This window comes from Rhodococcus sp. OK302 (assembly GCF_002245895.1).
In the GTDB taxonomy this organism is placed as follows: Bacteria; Actinomycetota; Actinomycetes; order Mycobacteriales; family Mycobacteriaceae; genus Rhodococcus_F.
In genome coordinates, this window is sequence record NZ_NPJZ01000001.1 from 1,993,389 (window position 1) to 2,008,712 (window position 15,324).

General features: G+C 62.0%; 17 protein-coding genes. 8 read left to right on the forward strand and 9 right to left on the reverse strand.

Annotation, left to right across the window (positions count from 1 at the left end; translation table 11 throughout):
* Nucleotides 1–11 precede the first annotated feature (11 nt).
* On the forward strand, nt 12–1,112 hold the full coding sequence (locus BDB13_RS09240; RefSeq protein WP_094271375.1) for a nuclear transport factor 2 family protein: 1,101 nt from the start codon (nt 12–14) through the stop codon (nt 1,110–1,112).
* 68 nt (nt 1,113–1,180) lie between these two features.
* On the opposite strand, the gene BDB13_RS09245 is transcribed toward BDB13_RS09240, so the two are convergent.
* Together BDB13_RS09245 and BDB13_RS09250 are read right to left on the reverse strand one after the other, a co-directional pair.
* Nucleotides 1,181–1,801, reverse strand: coding sequence for a TetR/AcrR family transcriptional regulator (locus tag BDB13_RS09245; RefSeq protein ID WP_176459553.1), 621 nt, complete (start codon nt 1,799–1,801; stop codon nt 1,181–1,183).
* Between the two features lie 68 nt (nt 1,802–1,869).
* A complete protein-coding gene (locus BDB13_RS09250; RefSeq protein WP_094271377.1) occupies nt 1,870–2,871 on the reverse strand; it encodes an LLM class flavin-dependent oxidoreductase in 1,002 nt (333 codons plus the stop codon).
* A 177-nt stretch (nt 2,872–3,048) separates the two neighbouring features.
* Here BDB13_RS09250 and BDB13_RS09255 point away from each other — a divergent pair, with 177 nt between their 5' ends.
* Nucleotides 3,049–3,363, forward strand: a complete 315-nt coding sequence (locus tag BDB13_RS09255) for a hypothetical protein (RefSeq protein ID WP_094271378.1) — start codon at nt 3,049–3,051, stop codon at nt 3,361–3,363.
* A gap of 177 nt (nt 3,364–3,540) precedes the next feature.
* Here the strand turns inward: BDB13_RS09255 and BDB13_RS31655 are convergent, their stop codons facing one another.
* From BDB13_RS31655 to BDB13_RS09270, 3 genes are all read right to left on the reverse strand, one after another.
* Nucleotides 3,541–3,894 (reverse strand): hypothetical protein, encoded by a 354-nt coding sequence (locus BDB13_RS31655; protein WP_141210629.1) that lies wholly within the window; start codon nt 3,892–3,894, stop codon nt 3,541–3,543.
* A 91-nt stretch (nt 3,895–3,985) separates the two neighbouring features.
* Nucleotides 3,986–4,924: an SMP-30/gluconolactonase/LRE family protein gene (locus BDB13_RS09265; RefSeq protein ID WP_094271380.1), complete on the reverse strand. Its 939-nt coding sequence runs from the start codon at nt 4,922–4,924 to the stop codon at nt 3,986–3,988.
* Nucleotides 4,925–4,996: 72 nt separating this feature from the next.
* The gene (locus BDB13_RS09270) at nt 4,997–6,532 is read right to left on the reverse strand and encodes a class I adenylate-forming enzyme family protein (RefSeq protein ID WP_094271381.1); all 1,536 of its coding nucleotides are present in this window, start codon (nt 6,530–6,532) and stop codon (nt 4,997–4,999) included.
* Nucleotides 6,533–6,788: 256 nt separating this feature from the next.
* Between BDB13_RS09270 and BDB13_RS09275 the strand changes: the two genes are divergently transcribed.
* Nucleotides 6,789–7,673, forward strand: a complete 885-nt coding sequence (locus BDB13_RS09275) for a hydroxymethylglutaryl-CoA lyase (protein ID WP_094271382.1) — start codon at nt 6,789–6,791, stop codon at nt 7,671–7,673.
* Here BDB13_RS09275 and BDB13_RS09280 read toward each other — a convergent pair.
* Complete coding sequence (locus BDB13_RS09280) at nt 7,599–8,372, reverse strand: GntR family transcriptional regulator (protein WP_169634112.1); 774 nt, start codon at nt 8,370–8,372, stop codon at nt 7,599–7,601. The genes BDB13_RS09275 and BDB13_RS09280 overlap by 75 nt on opposite strands.
* 132 nt (nt 8,373–8,504) lie before the next feature.
* On the opposite strand from BDB13_RS09280, the gene BDB13_RS09285 reads away from it, so the two are divergent.
* Nucleotides 8,505–9,719: a CaiB/BaiF CoA transferase family protein gene (locus tag BDB13_RS09285; protein ID WP_094274795.1), complete on the forward strand. Its 1,215-nt coding sequence runs from the start codon at nt 8,505–8,507 to the stop codon at nt 9,717–9,719.
* Between the two features lie 64 nt (nt 9,720–9,783).
* On the opposite strand, the gene BDB13_RS09290 is transcribed toward BDB13_RS09285, so the two are convergent.
* The 3 genes from BDB13_RS09290 to BDB13_RS09300 are packed head-to-tail and all read right to left on the reverse strand — an operon-like array spanning nt 9,784 to nt 11,363.
* A complete protein-coding gene (locus tag BDB13_RS09290; RefSeq protein ID WP_094271383.1) occupies nt 9,784–10,080 on the reverse strand; it encodes a putative quinol monooxygenase in 297 nt (98 codons plus the stop codon).
* A 44-nt stretch (nt 10,081–10,124) separates the two neighbouring features.
* Nucleotides 10,125–10,763 carry a carboxymuconolactone decarboxylase family protein gene (locus BDB13_RS09295; protein ID WP_094271384.1) on the reverse strand — a complete coding sequence of 213 codons (639 nt, stop codon included), beginning with the start codon at nt 10,761–10,763 and terminating at the stop codon, nt 10,125–10,127.
* A 36-nt stretch (nt 10,764–10,799) separates the two neighbouring features.
* A complete protein-coding gene (locus BDB13_RS09300; RefSeq protein ID WP_094271385.1) occupies nt 10,800–11,363 on the reverse strand; it encodes a VOC family protein in 564 nt (187 codons plus the stop codon).
* Nucleotides 11,364–11,575: 212 nt separating this feature from the next.
* Here BDB13_RS09300 and BDB13_RS09305 point away from each other — a divergent pair, with 212 nt between their 5' ends.
* The 4 genes from BDB13_RS09305 (at nt 11,576) to BDB13_RS09320 (ending at nt 15,304) form a co-directional block, all read left to right on the forward strand.
* Complete coding sequence (locus tag BDB13_RS09305; RefSeq protein WP_094271386.1) at nt 11,576–11,962, forward strand: nuclear transport factor 2 family protein; 387 nt, start codon at nt 11,576–11,578, stop codon at nt 11,960–11,962.
* Entirely contained in the window at nt 11,959–13,143 is a 1,185-nt protein-coding gene (locus tag BDB13_RS09310) for an acyl-CoA dehydrogenase family protein (RefSeq protein ID WP_176459555.1), read from the forward strand. Before BDB13_RS09305 ends, BDB13_RS09310 begins: the two co-directional genes overlap by 4 nt.
* Nucleotides 13,134–14,510, forward strand: coding sequence for a phosphotransferase family protein (locus BDB13_RS09315; RefSeq protein ID WP_094271387.1), 1,377 nt, complete (start codon nt 13,134–13,136; stop codon nt 14,508–14,510). Before BDB13_RS09310 ends, BDB13_RS09315 begins: the two co-directional genes overlap by 10 nt.
* A gap of 113 nt (nt 14,511–14,623) precedes the next feature.
* Nucleotides 14,624–15,304: a TetR/AcrR family transcriptional regulator gene (locus tag BDB13_RS09320; protein ID WP_094271388.1), complete on the forward strand. Its 681-nt coding sequence runs from the start codon at nt 14,624–14,626 to the stop codon at nt 15,302–15,304.
* The last annotated feature ends 20 nt before the right edge of the window (nt 15,305–15,324 follow it).

Here is a 15,324-nt window from a genome sequence, read left to right on the forward strand (position 1 = left end):
GACAGAGACACATGAGCACTACGTACACGCTCGAATCACTATCTGCCCGAGCAGAAATCGAAGATGTGATCCACCGGTACTGCCATGCGACGGATCGTCGGCGCTGGTGGTTGATGGACTCGGTTTTCCACGAGGATGCCACTTGTCGATTGTCTTCGATCGGTGGAAGCTGGCGCGAATTCGTCGCGCAAGGCTCCGCGCTTCTCGAGCCGGTCGACGCGACGCACCACCAGGTCGGCAACATCATGATTGCGTTCGAGGGGACCGTCGCACATGTCGAGACCTATGTGACGGCGTTTCACGCAGTGCCGCATGATGCGCCTGCCGGTGGTTCTTTCGGTGGCACCGGTGAGGCATACGAAGTTATGCTCGGTGCTCGCTATATCGACCGATTCGAGCTCCGCGACGGTCGCTGGCGGATTGCGGACCGGCGCCTGCTCACGGAGTGGCGCAATCACCGTCCGTCGCGAGAAGGCGGCCTGGCTGCTGTCACTGCGCAGGCACGGGGACAGCGAGAGGACGGTATCTCAGGATCGGTCGTCGAGGCTTGGCGCACAAATGATCTCGGCCGAGCGGACTCCAGTCGGCTTGTTGACCGCGCCGAAATCGCCGATGTTGTCAATCGCTTCTGCCACGCCGTGGATCGGAACCGCTGGGAACTGATGGCGAGCGTATTCCACGAGGACGGGAAAACTGTCTTCATCGGAAACGAGCTGCCCTGGCAGAAGATGGTGGAGAACGCACGCGTATCGATGGGTTCTCTCGAACGGACTCACCACCAGACGGGGAACATGCTGTTCTCCTTTGACGGCGACGTCGCTGAAGTTGAAACGTACGTCACCGCCTACCACCGTGTTCCGCCCACAGCTCCCGCACATGCGTTCTGGGACGGCCGAAACGAGGATTACGAGGGCGTTGCGGGTGGTCGGTACATCGACCGGTTCGAGCGTCGAGACGGTCGCTGGCTCATGGTCGAGCACCGCACCTTTGTCGAGTGGCGTCATGACCACGACGTCGCGGAAGGCTCGCTGGCTCAAACCCCGTCGAGTATGCGAGGGCAGCGCGGGGATGCGGATGCATCGCTTTCGGTGGTAGCGGCGCTACTGAACTGAGCGTCGTATTGCGTTGACGTACAACGAATGAGCGCCGGTGAACCGCCGGCGCTCATTCGTTGTGAAGGTTATTCGATTCCCAGCGCACGCGACCATAGATAGGTGATGGTGTCGATCGCCTGGTCATCGGACTCGGGTCGGCCTACCCCTTGCACATTCATGCCCAGCCAGAGATAACAACTGTGTTCGAGCATGGACGAGAGAGCTGACGCGGCAACGTACGGATCCACACTTGGATCCGTTGTCCCTTCGCGCTGAAGCACTTTGATTCGTCCGGCAATCTGTCGGACGCCGACTTCGCGGATCTGCATCCACGCGTGCATGAATTCGTTCTCGACCGCCGCCGCGTGCGTGATTCCGACCAGTTCGGGAATGAACTCCGTGTAGGTACGCCAGAACACGGCGACGGCGGATCTCAGTGATTCCGCGGTGTACACACCGTGCGGATCAGGGTTCCCATCGTCGAGGACGCGGTTGAGGAAGTCCTCCAACATTGCGTGGAGGATCTCCCGCTTGTTGTCGAAGTAGTTGTAGAGCGTTCCCGGAGATTTGCCGGCCTCGTCAGCAATATCGGTCATCCTGGCATTGAGGTAACCGTCGCGCTTGAAGACGGTGCGCGCCGCGGCTTTGATGAGCTGCTCGGTTTGCTGCCCCTTCGTGCCCGCGTGCTCGGTACTCGGTGTATGCACCTTGATGGCCCCTTTAGATCTCGTAGCTGCAGGCCTGGATTGTATCGATATCGCTGACGTCGATGCCCTTACAGCTTGGGCATGACCTCGGAGGCGAACAGCGCCATCGTGTCGATGAGCATCTCGTGGGGGAGTGCGCCGCAGTCGAAGGCGGCGAGGTGGATGTCGGGATCTATGACGTCCTTGAACGTGCCCATGCGATCGAGGACCTCTTCCGGGTTGCCGCACAGTGCGGTTCCCTCGATCAGGTCTTGGTAGTCGACCGGAGCCTTGCTGCCGAGCAGATTGCGCGCCCACGAGACGTAGCCGGTCAGGTAGGGGCGCCACTGCTCGCGCGCGGTCTGGCCGTTCTCCGCTACGTGAATGTAGCTGCAGGAGCCTACGATCGGCTGCTTACCCTGCTCCTCCATGAGCTCGCGATAGATTTTCACAAGGGGTCCCCAGGTGTCGATGCGAGCGAAGATGCTCGGCAGCATCAGCGGCAATCCCTGTGCGGCGGTGCGGCGCACGGACTCCTCGGTGGTGCCGGTCCCCATCCACAGGCGGGGTGCGCCCGCGAGTGGCGAGGGTTTGAGTTGCACGTTGTCCAGGGGGCCGCGGAACTCGCCGGACCAGCTGAAGGGTTCCTTCGATTTCCAGAGCTGATCGAGCAGTTGAACCTTCTCGGCCATGATGGCGTGACCTTGCTTGGGGTCCAGACCGCCAAATGCCGCATAGGTTTCCGGGTTGATGCCGCGGCCGACGACGATCTCGGCACGACCATTGGACAGCAGGTCGAGGGTCGCGAAATCCTCGGCCACTTTGACGGGGTCCGAGGTGGCGAGCAGGGTCACCGCGGTAGCCAGACGCATTCGCTCCGTGCGCTCCGCGATCGCGGCGAGCATCAGTTCGGGCGAGGAAATGATGTAGTCGTTGAAGTGGTGCTCGCCCAGCGCGATCATGGAGAAGCCCATGTCCTCGCCCGCGACAGCGCTGTCGACGATGGAGCGCAGACGGTCCTGCTGCGAGTTCCGGACTCCCGTGTGGGGATTGGGTACGTGGTCGCCGAGGCTCAGAATACCGATTTCCATGCGATGTTCCTTCCGAATTCAGTAAAAACTAAAACTGACGGTAGTTTCAGTTTTTGTGTTCGTCAAGGCCTAAGATGACGAAGTTCGCGAACGGACATCGAGGCGACTGAGTAATTAACACGTTGGGGCAGTGGATTTCTCGCATCCCGGCGAGTCGAAAATATTCTGAATGGAGGAATGCTCGTGCAGGTGACGGTGGATGAACACGGTGGTGTTCGATTGGCGGATCGGGATACTTTCACGGCCTTTGCCGTGTGTGCTCCCATCGGCTACGACGTCGAGAGGGTCGGAATGGCTCTCGGAGCTGTTGCGGCGGGTGAGGTTGAGGATGGCCATGCGTGGATATCCGCGGCTGCGGTTACGCGACTTGCGGGCGAGGCCGGCGCTGGGGACGACTGGCTGGCAGGCTTCGAAGCGATGGTGAAGTACGCGGGGGCGAAGGGTTGGCTTCGAGAGGACGGCGCGATTCGCGCGCACATCGAGTTCGGCTGACAGGTCATCTGTCGGGGGACTGTGCCAGAATCGGTGCCATGACCCAATTCGGATGGACGTGCATGCTGCGGCAGGCACTGGGCGTGGGTGACCAACCGTCGCCCCGGTCCGTCCTCATTCGGGGATAGCGGGTCGGGGCGCACGAGCCCGAAAGGCACTGCCTTGTCCCGTACTGATTCACACGCACCGCTGTGGGTTCGCCTGACTCGACGTGAGGTGGGTATCGAAGCTACCCATGATCACCGTGGTGGAGTCTGCGATCTCCCGGCTGTCCCGGTGTTCGACTGGTGGTCGCAGTCGCAGGAAACCTGCTGCTGGACATTCACTTACACCGGAACCCGGATCTGCTGCTGTTCGCTCTGCTACGACGGCGAGGGTCGCCGGCGTGATCTTCGGCGGGAGCGGCGCCACGCGGTATCTCGGATCTCGACTGACCTTCGGCGTTGGCAGATCGGAGACGACGCAGCATTCGACGACATCTCCACGCCGCATCGTCGCTGCGATTGGTGGTGACGATGCGGCGACAGGCATTTCAGTCGCATAGGTACGGATAGACGTGATGGCGTGGCCTCGGCAGCTGTTATGCCAAGTTCACGCCATCACGTTGTCGATAGTGCGTCCGTCAGACCAAGGAACCCTGGTTGTTGAGGACGAGACCGGCTCGGGGCCAGTCGAATCGGAGCAGTTTGCCGGTGCTCGATGCGGTGACGTATGCCGTTCGCATGTCCTCGCCGCCCCAGCAGATGTTCGTGATGCCGGGGTCGCCGTCGGTGTCGATGCTGACGAACTCGACCAATTCGCCGTCCGGACTGATCACGCAAATGCCGGGCGTAGCCAGTGACGCGACGCAGATGTTGCCGTTGGCTTCGACTCCGAGGGAGTCGAAGTAGCGGAAGTCTGGCGAACCCCAGAGGAAGTTGCCACCTCCGGAGCCTGCAAGAGTTTGGCCGCCGACGATCTCGCCGGGACCGGTGACGTTCCACCACCAGACGCGCGCGGTGTAGGTCTCGCTGACGTAGAGGCGCGTGCCGTCGGGAGAGAGACCGATTCCGTTGGGGCCATTCATCTCTGACGCGACGAGACGGATCGAAGAACCGTCGCTGGTGCCGTAGAAGAGTCGGCCGTGGTCGCTGCCCTGCTCGTTGCTCTTTCCGTGGTCTGTGAAGTAGAAGCCTCCGTGTGCGTCGAAGACAATATCGTTGGGGCCGCGGAGGGGGACGCCGTCGCACTCGGTGTAGAGCGTCTCGACCTCGCCGGTTTCGAGATCGACAGCTTGGATGCTGCCGCCGGTGTAGTGCTCGGGGGTGCCGCCGGCGAAGACATATCCATACACTTCGGTGGCGATCATCCCTCCGCAGTTCGCGATGTACGCGCGGCCGTCGGGGCCGATAGCGGTGCCGTTCGGGCCGCCGCCGACTTCCGCGACCACCGTGTTGATCCCGTCAGGGGTTACGCGGGTGAGCGTCCCACGGTGAATCTCGACGACCAATGCATCGCCGTTGGGCAGTGCCACCGGCCCCTCCGGGAACTTGAGTCCGGTGGTGACAACTGTGAAAGACATCGGGGTCTCCTCGGTTCGTGTACTGCGGGAGTTCGTGTGCTGCGGGAGTTCTGGTACTGCAGGGAGCTAGCGTCAGTTGATTGCGAACTGATCGCGCAAGACGTTCTTGCGGATCTTGCCGCTGACGGTTTGGGGCATCTCGTCGATGAAGATGACCTTGCGGGGCTGCTTGAAGGCGGCGAGCTGCGACTTGCAGCTGGTGACAACGTCGTCGGCGGTCAGTGCGGTGCCGGGCTTGCGGACCACGACGGCGGTGACTATCTCGCCCCACTTCTCGTCGGGGGTGCCGATGACAGCGGCCCCCAGGACGTCGGGATTGGTGTAGATCGCGTTCTCGACCTCGCTGGAGTACACGTTCTCGCCGCCGGAGATGATCATGTCCTTGGCGCGATCGACGATGTAGAGGAAGCCCTCTTCGTCCTGACGTGCCAGGTCGCCGGTGTGGAACCAGCCGCCCTCGAAACTCTGGGCATTCGCCTCGGGATTGCCGAAATAGCCATTGGTCACCTGGTCGCCTCGAACGACGATCTCACCGATTTCTCCGGTGGGGCAGTCATTTTCGAGTGGGTCGACGACGCGGACATCGACCAGGGACATGGGCTTGCCGACGGCGTCGAGGAGGTGCTCCTCGCCGTTGGCTGCGCGGATATGCGCGGCCTTGTCGAGCGTGAGCATGTTGCCGCCGAGTTCTGTCATTCCCATGCCCGCATAGACAACTGGCCCGAACCGATCAATGGTCTGGCGCAACACATCTGCCGGGATCTTCGACGCCCCGTAGCCCATCCATTCGAGGCTGCTCAGGTCGTAGTCGTTGATCTTCGGATGTGCGAGAAGCATTTGCATCATTGTCGGAGCGAAGCCGCCGCTGGTTACGCGGTTGTCCTGCACCAACTGCATCCACCGTTCGGGGTCCCAGCCAGACATCATCACCACTGATCCGCCGTGGAACTGGTGCAGCGGGGTCAGATAGCCCGCGATGTGGCACAGGGGCATTGCGTTGAGGAAGCAGGTATCCGGACGCGGGTCGTACTCGATTGCGGACTGGATCAGGGCGGTGTTGAGGTTGCGATGGCTCAACCGGGCGCCCTTGGGCTTGCCTGTCGTTCCGCTCGTGTACAGGATCCAGGCATCGTCGTCATCGCTGATCTGAAGCTGGGGGGCAATCGTCGACGCGGACTGGAGGACGTTTTCGTAGGTCGTGAAACCCGTTGCGCCCTCACCGATCACGACGATGTGTTCGATGCTCGTGAGCTCGGATCGATAGTCGGCGATCACCTCGAGATACTTCGCTTCTACCATCAGCACCCGAGCCCCGGAATCGTTGAGGATCCAGACCCACTCTTTGGGGTGCAACCGGTAGTTGAGCAGGGTCAGGACCATTCCGGCAGCCGGGACACCGTAGTAGGCCTCGACGTACTCGAGACTGTTTTCGGACAGCAGGGCCACTCGGTCGCCGGGAGCTGCAAGACCGCTCAAACCGTTGGCCAGGCGTAGTGCGCGCTGGTGGAGTTGGGCGTAGGTCCGGGTATCGGATCCGTCATCCATTGCGAGTGCTGTCTTGTGGGGGAAGCGAGTGGCGTTCCGCCGTAGAAGATCGCTGTACAACATGTGGGGCTCCAGTCGAAACGAGATCAAGCGGCCGTGAATTGCACACAATCTATCTCAGAAGTGCCATGGATCACAAGCGCATGCCGGAGGCGGTTGAATGATCGGACTTGAAGTCCAGCAGGTTGAATGGTGGTGCTGTGCAGACGGTGACCGGTTTTCGCGATGTTGCCAACTCCGGTGGAGAAAATAGTTTGTATACAATAATTCGTGATCGGTACATGGCTTGCCGAGCAGTGCTGGAAAGGAAGGGTATGCCGTGGAGATTGTTGAAGTGAGTCCGCGAGACGGGCTGCAGAACGAGGCAGTACATGTTTCGACGGCGAACAAGATTGCGCTGATCGAGCGGGCCATTGCTTCCGGGCTACGTCGCATCGAGGCCACCAGCTTCGTGCACCCGGCCGCGGTGCCGCAGATGGCCGATGCGGAGGCCGTCATGGCCGGGGTGCCTCGTCGTGACGATGTTTCGTACAGCGGTCTCGTACTCAATCGCCGCGGCTTCGATCGCGCGGTGGCAGCAGGCGTGAACGAGGTCAACGTCGTCGTCGTTGCGTCCGAAACCTTCAGTCAGCGCAACCAACGAATGTCGGTCGCGGACTCGGTAAACATAGTGCGTGATCTCGTCGACGATGCCCGCTCCGCCGGCGTCGGGGTGTCGGTCACCATCGCCACCGCGTTCGGTTGTCCGTTCGAGGGAGAGGTGTCCGAGTCTGCGGTCCTTGCTCTGGCCGGGCAGGTGGCCGAGTTGGGGGTGGACGAGATCGCGCTGGCCGACACGATCGGGGTGGGAGTGCCTGCCCAGGTAGCACGATTGGTCGCAGGGACCGCCGCGATCGCGCCCGGAATTCGGTTGCGCGCCCACTTCCACAACACACGCAACACCGGCTATGCAAACGCTGTCGCAGCAATCGATTCAGGTGTGACAGTGTTGGATTCGTCGATCGGCGGAATTGGCGGATGCCCCTTCGCTCCGGATGCCACCGGCAACATCGCGACTGAGGATCTGGTCTATCTCCTCGACCGCAGTGGAATCGCCACGGGTGCTCTGCTTCCCGAGTTGATCACGGCGTCAGACTGGCTCGGCGGGGTACTCGGGGCTCAGGTTCCCGGCCAGCTCGCCCGCGCCGGCGGTTTCCCACGCTGAGACGCCGAACAACTCGTCCACCTCGTCGCTGCTGGTTACCGCGAGGTGGGCGAGAAGTACATCGCGGCCCTGAAGGACGTGCTCGTGCATGAGTGCGGACGCCCGGCTTCCATCGCCGGCGACGATCGCGTCGCGAATGAGCTGATGGAACAGGTGTGACCGCTCGGTCTGGGCGCGGTCGTACTGGCGGAACGCCTGGAAGACCAACGGAACGTCGGTGGTCCGTTCGAGCAGGCGACTCAGTCGCTCGTGCTTTGCACCGGCCATGATGGCTCGGTGGATCTGGCTGTTTGCTGTGTCCACTGCTCGAACTTGCTCGACAGGGTCAACCGAAGTGAGTGTCAGGGCGAGCGCAAAAGCTTCGATCCCTGCGTCGAGAACCTTCTGAGTGGCGGGGTCGATGCGCGAGGCAGCCAGTTCAGCGGCATACGCCTCGAGGCGGGCGCGAAGTCCGTACAGGTCCGAGACATCCTCCACGGACAGGGTTCGGACGATGGATCCCCGGTTTGGCTCGCTGAGCACAAGACCTTCGGCCTCGAGTCTCCGAAGCGCCTCGCGCACCGGTGTGCGGGACAGCGAGAACTGCTCGGCGATCCGTTGTTCGATCAGACGCTGTCCAGGCTTGTAGCGTCCTTCGACGATCGCCTGGCGGATCTGGGAGTAGGCGACCTGACCCGGTGCCTGCGGTGTGGTTGCCACGGTGCCTCTTCGTTTGATGTGGGATTGATGCGAAACAAGCCTATCCCGACAGACTTTCTGTCTTTGTATGCAGGAGTGGTGTGTTTCAGGGATATTATCGAGCTTTGTTGCAAGATTGTGTACAATTTCGCCATGACTACAACTTCCGGTCCGCTCAGCGGCCTGCGCGTGCTCGAACTGGGAAACTTCATCGCCGGCCCTTTCGCGGGCCAGTTGTTGGGCGATTACGGGGCCGAGGTGCTCAAGATCGAGGCGCCCGAATCCGGTGACTCGATGCGGCGGTGGGGTGTCACGGTGGACGGCGAAAGCCTGTGGTGGCCCTCGATTGCACGGAACAAGAAGTCGGTAGCAATCGACCTGCGTCAGCCGGATGGTCGCGAGCTGGTGCGCAAGCTGGTCGCCGAAGCTGACATCGTTCTCGAGAACTTCAGGCCCGGCACGCTCGCAAAGTGGGGGATGGACTACCCGACCCTCTCGGAAATCAACCCGCGCGTCATCCTCGTTCATGTCTCGGGGTTCGGTCAGAACGGGCCGCGCTCGACGGATGCAGGTTTCGGTAGCGTCGGTGAGGCGATGGGCGGAATCCGTCACACGACAGGCAATCCCGGACTGCCTCCGACCCGCGTGGGCATCAGCCTCGGGGACTCCTTGGCTGCGCTGTTCGCGGTGATCGGAACTCTTGCAGCGGTCCATGAGCGGTCTGTCAGTGGTCGGGGCCAGGAAGTGGACGTCGCGATCTACGAGGCAGTGGCGGCCCTGATGGAATCAACGATGGCCGATCATGAAATCGGCGGAATCACGCGCGGGCGTACGGGATCGGTGCTGCCCCGCGTGGCGCCGTCGAATGTGTATCCCACGTCGGACGGAGCTGAGGTCATTATCGCCGCGAATGCCGATACCGTCTTCCGTCGGCTCTGCACTGCAATGGGTCGTCCCGAGTTGGCTGACGATCCGAAGTTTGCAACCCATGGCCCGCGCGGCGACAACATGACCGAGATCGACGCCATTATCGGTGAGTGGACATCGACGATGAGCGGCGATGTGCTGTTGAAGACCATGGAGGACAACAGCGTTCCGGCCGGCCGAATCTACACGGCCCCGGACATGCTCGCCGATCCGCAGTATGCCGCGCGAGATATGGTGGTCCGCCTCGTCAACCAGTTCGGTGTTGCAGTTCCCGCCGCCGGCGTCGTACCCAAGTTCTCCCGGTCGCAGCCGGCCACTCCGGTGCCGGGGCCTGGTCTGGGCGAACATACTCGGGAAGTCCTCGCCTCTCTGGCCGGTATCGATGACAGCCAATGGGCTGACTTGAAGTCCGCCGGTACCGCCGTTCAAGCGACCAACTGACGTGACGACGAAGGCCTCCCGTCGTGACTTCGCGACAGGAGGCCTTCGTCTGAGCATGTTCTTTTCAGACCTGGGGGTCGACGGTTCCCGTCGTCAGCGACGGTGCGCCTGCAAGCAGCGGTCCGAGATCGGTGATAGCTCCCTCACCGGCGCGGAACTTGCGGTACTCGGCGTCGTGCTCGGCCGATTCCCAGGTTTCGATGAATCGCCACGTAGTGGGGCTTTTGCTGTCGACGACTGTCGTCACGGAAATGCAGCCGGAGAATGCTCGTGTTTCCTTGAGGACTCGCGTCATGACAGTACGCGCGGCGTCGAGGGAATCCGGCTTGAATGAAAGTTCCAGGATGGCAACAAGTTCCATGTTCAGTCCTTACGTAGTGGGTAGTCTCGATGAAGACTAGCGGGTCATTCCCCGGAGAGGTCGGCGGACAGGTCGGCGACAACGACGCCGTCGGGAATTCGAACTTCCTCGATGAGTTCGGGGCGATCGTCGAATTCGAGTTTCAGAGCTCGGCAGATGGTGGCGTGCATGTCGTACATGCAGGTGATGTACGTCAGTTCCATGATCTGCTTGTCGGACAGGTGCGTTTTCAGGACTGCGAATACCTCGTCGGGTACGCGGCCGCCGTCGTAGACGAGTCCGTCGGTGTATGCGAGGACGGCGCGTTCGATGTCGCTGAACAGGTCGCTGACCTGCCAGTGGGGGAGGGCCGCGATTTTCTCCTCGGTCATGCCCAGGGAGCGCATCTGCTTGCAGTGCTGGGAGAAGACGAATTGGCTGCCGCGTGCGTATCCGGCGCGGGCCTGGCCGAGCTCGCGCAGGAGTGGATCGAGGTCTGCATTGCGGTACAGAGCGAATCCCTTGACGGCATGGCGGAACACGTCGGGGGACTGAGCAAACACGGACCACCAGTCGCCCGGGGTGCCATGGATGGTGCCGTGATCGACGGCGGGGTCCTTGTCGGCGCCGAACAGACGGTCGTAGAAGAAGAGGATCTTCTCGTCGGTTACCTCGGAGCGGGGGATTTCGCGAAGACGCGGCATGCTGGTTCCTTTCGGGTTTTCAGGAAGCTCGGGGTATCAGGAAGCGCTGGGAACGGTGCGGTCTGCGGCGGTCTTCGGTGTGTGTGCGACGTCGGCCTCGGTGAACTCCTTCGTCCAGCAAGCAAATTCGAGAAGGACGCCATCGGGGTCCTGGAAGTAGAAGGACCGGACGAAGGTTCCCTCATGGATCTCTCGCGACGCGCCCTCCGGGCTGTCGTCGTGGTTGAGGGTGATGCTCAGCGGCACGCCGTCGGCCTTGAGTCGCTTGCGGTACTCGTCGAACTTCTCCGGCGGGACGGCAAACGCGACGTGATTCATCGAGCCGACAGCGCTGACGAGTTCGTCCCGGTCAGGCAGTCCGGCCGGGGCGGAGATTCCGGGAACTGCGTCGGGCGCATCCGCCAGCCAGAAAAACGCCAGCGTGTCTCCGTTTCCACAATCGAAGAAGAAATGCTGTCCGAGGTTGCCGGGAAGATCGAGCGTTTTGACCAGCGGCATACCCAGGGTTCCCGAGTAGAAGTCGACAGTGCGCTGCATGTCCGAGCACACGAGCGCGAGGTGATTGATTCCGCGGAATTCGAACTTCGGATTGGCGTTCATTGCGATCCTTAGCTGTGTTGTTGTCCGAGGCGCTGCCCCGGATGTAGGGAATGCCATGGCGCGAAACGGGGCAAGAATGTGACTTGACAGTCATGTCATGTTCTTGGATAGTTTGTCCATATTCACGTCATCTGTCAACACCCGGCTCCGTGCGGGCGGGGTGTTGACAGTAGCTTGTGTGCTGTAACTGCCTTGAGGAGAAGCATTTTCGCATGAAGGACTTCGCAAATCGGTTCTTTGCCGCCGTCTCCGGTGGTGATGAAGCGACACTCACCGAACTGTATTCGCCGGACGCACGCATCTGGCATAACGACGACGGGCTGGAGCAGACGGTTGCGGAGAATCTTCGCACCCTGCGCTGGCTCTCCCGCACCCTCGAGAACTTCCGCTACGAAGACATCCGGCGCTACATGCTGCCCGACGGATTTGCTCAACAGCACGTCGTGCGCGGCACTCTCCCGGGACACGGCCCACTCGAGATTCCGGCCAGCCTGTTCGTCCGCGTCGAAAACGGGTTGATCACTCGCATCGACGAGTACGTCGACTCGGCCGCCACCCGGCCCCTGCAACTTGCTGCTGCTACAAGGAGGCACTCATGACTGTGAACCAACCCGAAGGCGACATCGCCGAACTGCGTACTCGGTTGCGCGCATTTATTGACGACGAGGTAATTCCGATGGAACCCGTCCTCGTGAAAGAGGACGAGGTCGCCCACCAGGCTCTGGGTCAACTGCGCTCGCGTGCAAAGGAACTAGGCCTGTGGGCACTCGGGCACCCGAGCGACGTCGGAGGTGGCGGAGTTCCGTTCCTGGACTTCGTCTACCTCAACGAGGTCATCGGCCGATCCGAATTCGGCCAGTTGGCAGTCGGCTCGGTATCCATGCAGGACACCTTGATGTTGCGCAAGCACGGCACCGACGAGCAGAAGCAGCGGTGGATCCCGCCGATTGTCGCGGGAGAGTTCCTGCCGTCGGTCGGTTTGACCGAGCCGGATACCGCAGGCTCCGATCCCACTCTGATCGAGACCCACGCGGAACTCGACGGCGACACCTGGGTCATCAACGGGCACAAGTGGTTCACCACGGGTGTGGCGAACGCGGGGTACTGCTCGGTCTTCGCTCGCACGGAGCCCGAGTCGACGCCCCGGCACTCCCGGATCAGCGCGATCATCGTGCCGACCGACACCCCCGGGTTCGAGATCGTCCGGTCGATCCCGACCATGGGCCACGACCCCAGCGATCACTACGAGGTCCGGCTCACCGACGTTCGAGTTCCGGCGGCCAACCTTCTCGGTGAACGGGGCAAGGGCTTCGTCGTCGCCCAGGACCGTCTCGGACCCGGCCGTATTTTCCACTGCATGCGCTGGCTCGGTCAGGCGCAACGCGCATTCGAGTTGATGTGTGAGCGCGCGAATACCCGCTACGTACATGGGTCGCTTCTTGCCGAGAAGGGCGAGATCCACCGGTACATCGCGGAATCCGCGGCACAGATTCAGGCAGCCCGTCTGATGACCCTCGACGCGGCCCGTGTGATGGATTCCGGCGAGGATGCTCGAATCCAGATCGGTCTCGTGAAGTTCTGGGGAGCCCGGATGCTGCACGACGTCATCGATCGCGCCATCCAGGTGCACGGCGCACTCGGACTGACCGCCGACACCCCACTCGAACGGATGTACCGCCAGGCTCGCTACGCACGCGTCTACGACGGTCCGGACGAGGTACACCGCATGTCGACCGCGCGTCGACTGCTACGCGACCCCAGTGCCGCGCCATGGCTGTGACTCACGCTGCCGGCAGTCTCGGTGACGGAATCCGGTGTGCGCTCAGTGACGCTTTCGGCACTGAAATAACCGTCGGCGATCCGCGTCAGCTCACCGGCGGCGCGAGCCGTCAGATCTGGGCGGTTGAGATTCGCGGCGCGGACGGCCGATCGCAGGACGTTGTGCTGCGACGGGACCCACCCGGGCACGGCGACGCTGACAGGATGCGGGCCGAGGTGGCATGCCTGCGGGCAGCCTCCGCAGTCGGAGTTCCGGTTCCGGCTGTCCTTGCATCGGGGGACACGGCACCGGGCATAGATGCTCCGTATCTGGTGATGGACATGGTTGTCGGTGAGTCGATCCCGCGTAAATTGCAGCGGGATCCCGAGTTCGACGACGTGCGGACGCATCTCGCCGAGGACATGGGTTACGTGCTCGGGCAGATTCACAGTGCCGACACCGGGACTCTCGGGATGCTCGACAGCGGCGACCCGTTGGACGCGCTCGAGGCTGTGTACCGGGGTATGGACCAACCTCGTCCCGCTGTTGAGGTCGGACTTCGATGGCTCCGGGACAACCGGCCGGCCAAGCGCCCGGACGCGTTGGTGCACGGCGACTTCCGACTCGGCAATGTATTGGTCGACAACGCCGGAATTCGCGGAGTGCTGGACTGGGAACTCGCCCACCTCGGTGATCCGATCGAGGATCTCGGCTGGCTCTGCGTGCGCGCGTGGCGTTTTGGCGCGCAGCCTCCAGTCGCAGGCATCGGTACCCGCGAACAACTACTCGATGGTTATGAACGCGCCACGGGCATTCGGCCGTCGGACGCCGAACTGCACTGGTGGGAGGCGTACGGCACGCTGCGGTGGTTGGTGCTGAGTCAGTTCCAGTCGCAGCGGCACCTCGGTGGCGCCGAGAACTCCATCGAACTGGCCGCGATCGGACGACGAGTGTGTGAGTCCGAGTACGACCTGCTTCTGATTCTCGGTCTGCTCGACGACGCCCCGTCGCTACCGGATGTGACGGCTCCATCGCTACACGACCGTCCGAGTCTGTCGGAGATCCTTGAACTTGTCGCCGGCACTCTTCGCGATGATGTTGCTCCAGTGCTCGACGGGGTGCACGAACGCGAACGGTACCTGCTGAGGATCTGCGTCAACCTGCTGGGCATAGCAGGGCGAGAGCTCGGTGCCGGAGACAGCACGGAGGAGTTGGCGGACTTGCTTGCAGCTCTCGATTGCACATCCGAAGCTGACCTGGCCGATCGAATTCGGGTGGGAGCCGTCTCGTACTCGGACGCAGCCGTTCGCCGGTTGATCTCGACCTCGGTACTCGCGCGGCTACGTGTGGCGAATCCTCGGCACTTGCTTCGGCTGTCGCACAATTGATTTCGAATTGGACTCGACCCTTCCCGTGTGGCATGTCTACGCTGGAGGGGTCGAGCGCTTTGTATTCGTCGAGTTGACATGACTTGACAGTCATGTCAGTTTCTTGGACACTCATGACGGTGAGTAAGTTATCTGCCGGCACATCCTCAGCGCCGCCGTCCGTCGACACCCTGACTGCACGGGGTCGAAAGACGCGGGACAGTGTGCTCGACGCAGCGCGCAAGGTTTTCGAGGAGGTTGGGTTTCTCGAAACCCGCGTTGAGCAGATAGCTCAGGAAGCATCCGTATCCTACGGGACCTTCTACCGGTACTTCGAGTCGAAAGACGATGTGTTCCAGGAGCTGAGCAAGCGGCTCTTCGACGACGTGCATCGCCGTGAACCCCTCGACCCCGATCTGTCGCCGGCGGCGAGATTGATTGCCACCAACCGGCTGTACTACCAGGCGTACCGCCGCAATGCGAAGCTCATGGCCATTGTTGAACAGGTCGCGACATTCAATACCGAATTTCGCAAACTTCGCCACGAACACCGTCGACAGTTGATCGACAAGACAGCCCGGGCCATCGCTCGTTGGCAGGAACAGGGCGACGTCCGAGCGTCCCTCGATCCGGTGATGGCTGCCCGCGCCATGGCGGCGATGGTCGACCACACGCTGTATCTGTGGCTTGTCCAGGGCGACGAAGCGGACGAGGAGAGCCTGCTCGACACTCTGGATCAGATGTGTATCGGCGCACTCGGTCTCGAACTTGGTGAGTCCGAGACCGAGCGCATCGGTCCGCTCGGCAATCAGTGACGTGAACGGCCTTGTCCGTC

What these genes read in the sequence shown, in the direction of transcription:
- BDB13_RS09255 (WP_094271378.1), top strand. Translation starts at nt 3,049, where the DNA reads ATGCTCGTGCAGGTGACGGTGGATGAACACGGTGGTGTTCGATTGGCG.
- BDB13_RS09315 (WP_094271387.1), top strand. Translation starts at nt 13,134, where the DNA reads ATGGCTGTGACTCACGCTGCCGGCAGTCTCGGTGACGGAATCCGGTGT.
- BDB13_RS09240 (WP_094271375.1), top strand. Translation starts at nt 12, where the DNA reads ATGAGCACTACGTACACGCTCGAATCACTATCTGCCCGAGCAGAAATC.
- BDB13_RS09300 (WP_094271385.1), bottom strand. Translation starts at nt 11,363, where the DNA reads ATGAACGCCAATCCGAAGTTCGAATTCCGCGGAATCAATCACCTCGCG.
- BDB13_RS31655 (WP_141210629.1), bottom strand. Translation starts at nt 3,894, where the DNA reads ATGCCTGTCGCCGCATCGTCACCACCAATCGCAGCGACGATGCGGCGT.
- BDB13_RS09295 (WP_094271384.1), bottom strand. Translation starts at nt 10,763, where the DNA reads ATGCCGCGTCTTCGCGAAATCCCCCGCTCCGAGGTAACCGACGAGAAG.
- BDB13_RS09250 (WP_094271377.1), bottom strand. Translation starts at nt 2,871, where the DNA reads ATGGAAATCGGTATTCTGAGCCTCGGCGACCACGTACCCAATCCCCAC.
- BDB13_RS09310 (WP_176459555.1), top strand. Translation starts at nt 11,959, where the DNA reads ATGACTGTGAACCAACCCGAAGGCGACATCGCCGAACTGCGTACTCGG.
- BDB13_RS09305 (WP_094271386.1), top strand. Translation starts at nt 11,576, where the DNA reads ATGAAGGACTTCGCAAATCGGTTCTTTGCCGCCGTCTCCGGTGGTGAT.
- BDB13_RS09265 (WP_094271380.1), bottom strand. Translation starts at nt 4,924, where the DNA reads ATGTCTTTCACAGTTGTCACCACCGGACTCAAGTTCCCGGAGGGGCCG.
- BDB13_RS09285 (WP_094274795.1), top strand. Translation starts at nt 8,505, where the DNA reads ATGACTACAACTTCCGGTCCGCTCAGCGGCCTGCGCGTGCTCGAACTG.
- BDB13_RS09320 (WP_094271388.1), top strand. Translation starts at nt 14,624, where the DNA reads ATGACGGTGAGTAAGTTATCTGCCGGCACATCCTCAGCGCCGCCGTCC.
- BDB13_RS09290 (WP_094271383.1), bottom strand. Translation starts at nt 10,080, where the DNA reads ATGGAACTTGTTGCCATCCTGGAACTTTCATTCAAGCCGGATTCCCTC.
- BDB13_RS09270 (WP_094271381.1), bottom strand. Translation starts at nt 6,532, where the DNA reads ATGTTGTACAGCGATCTTCTACGGCGGAACGCCACTCGCTTCCCCCAC.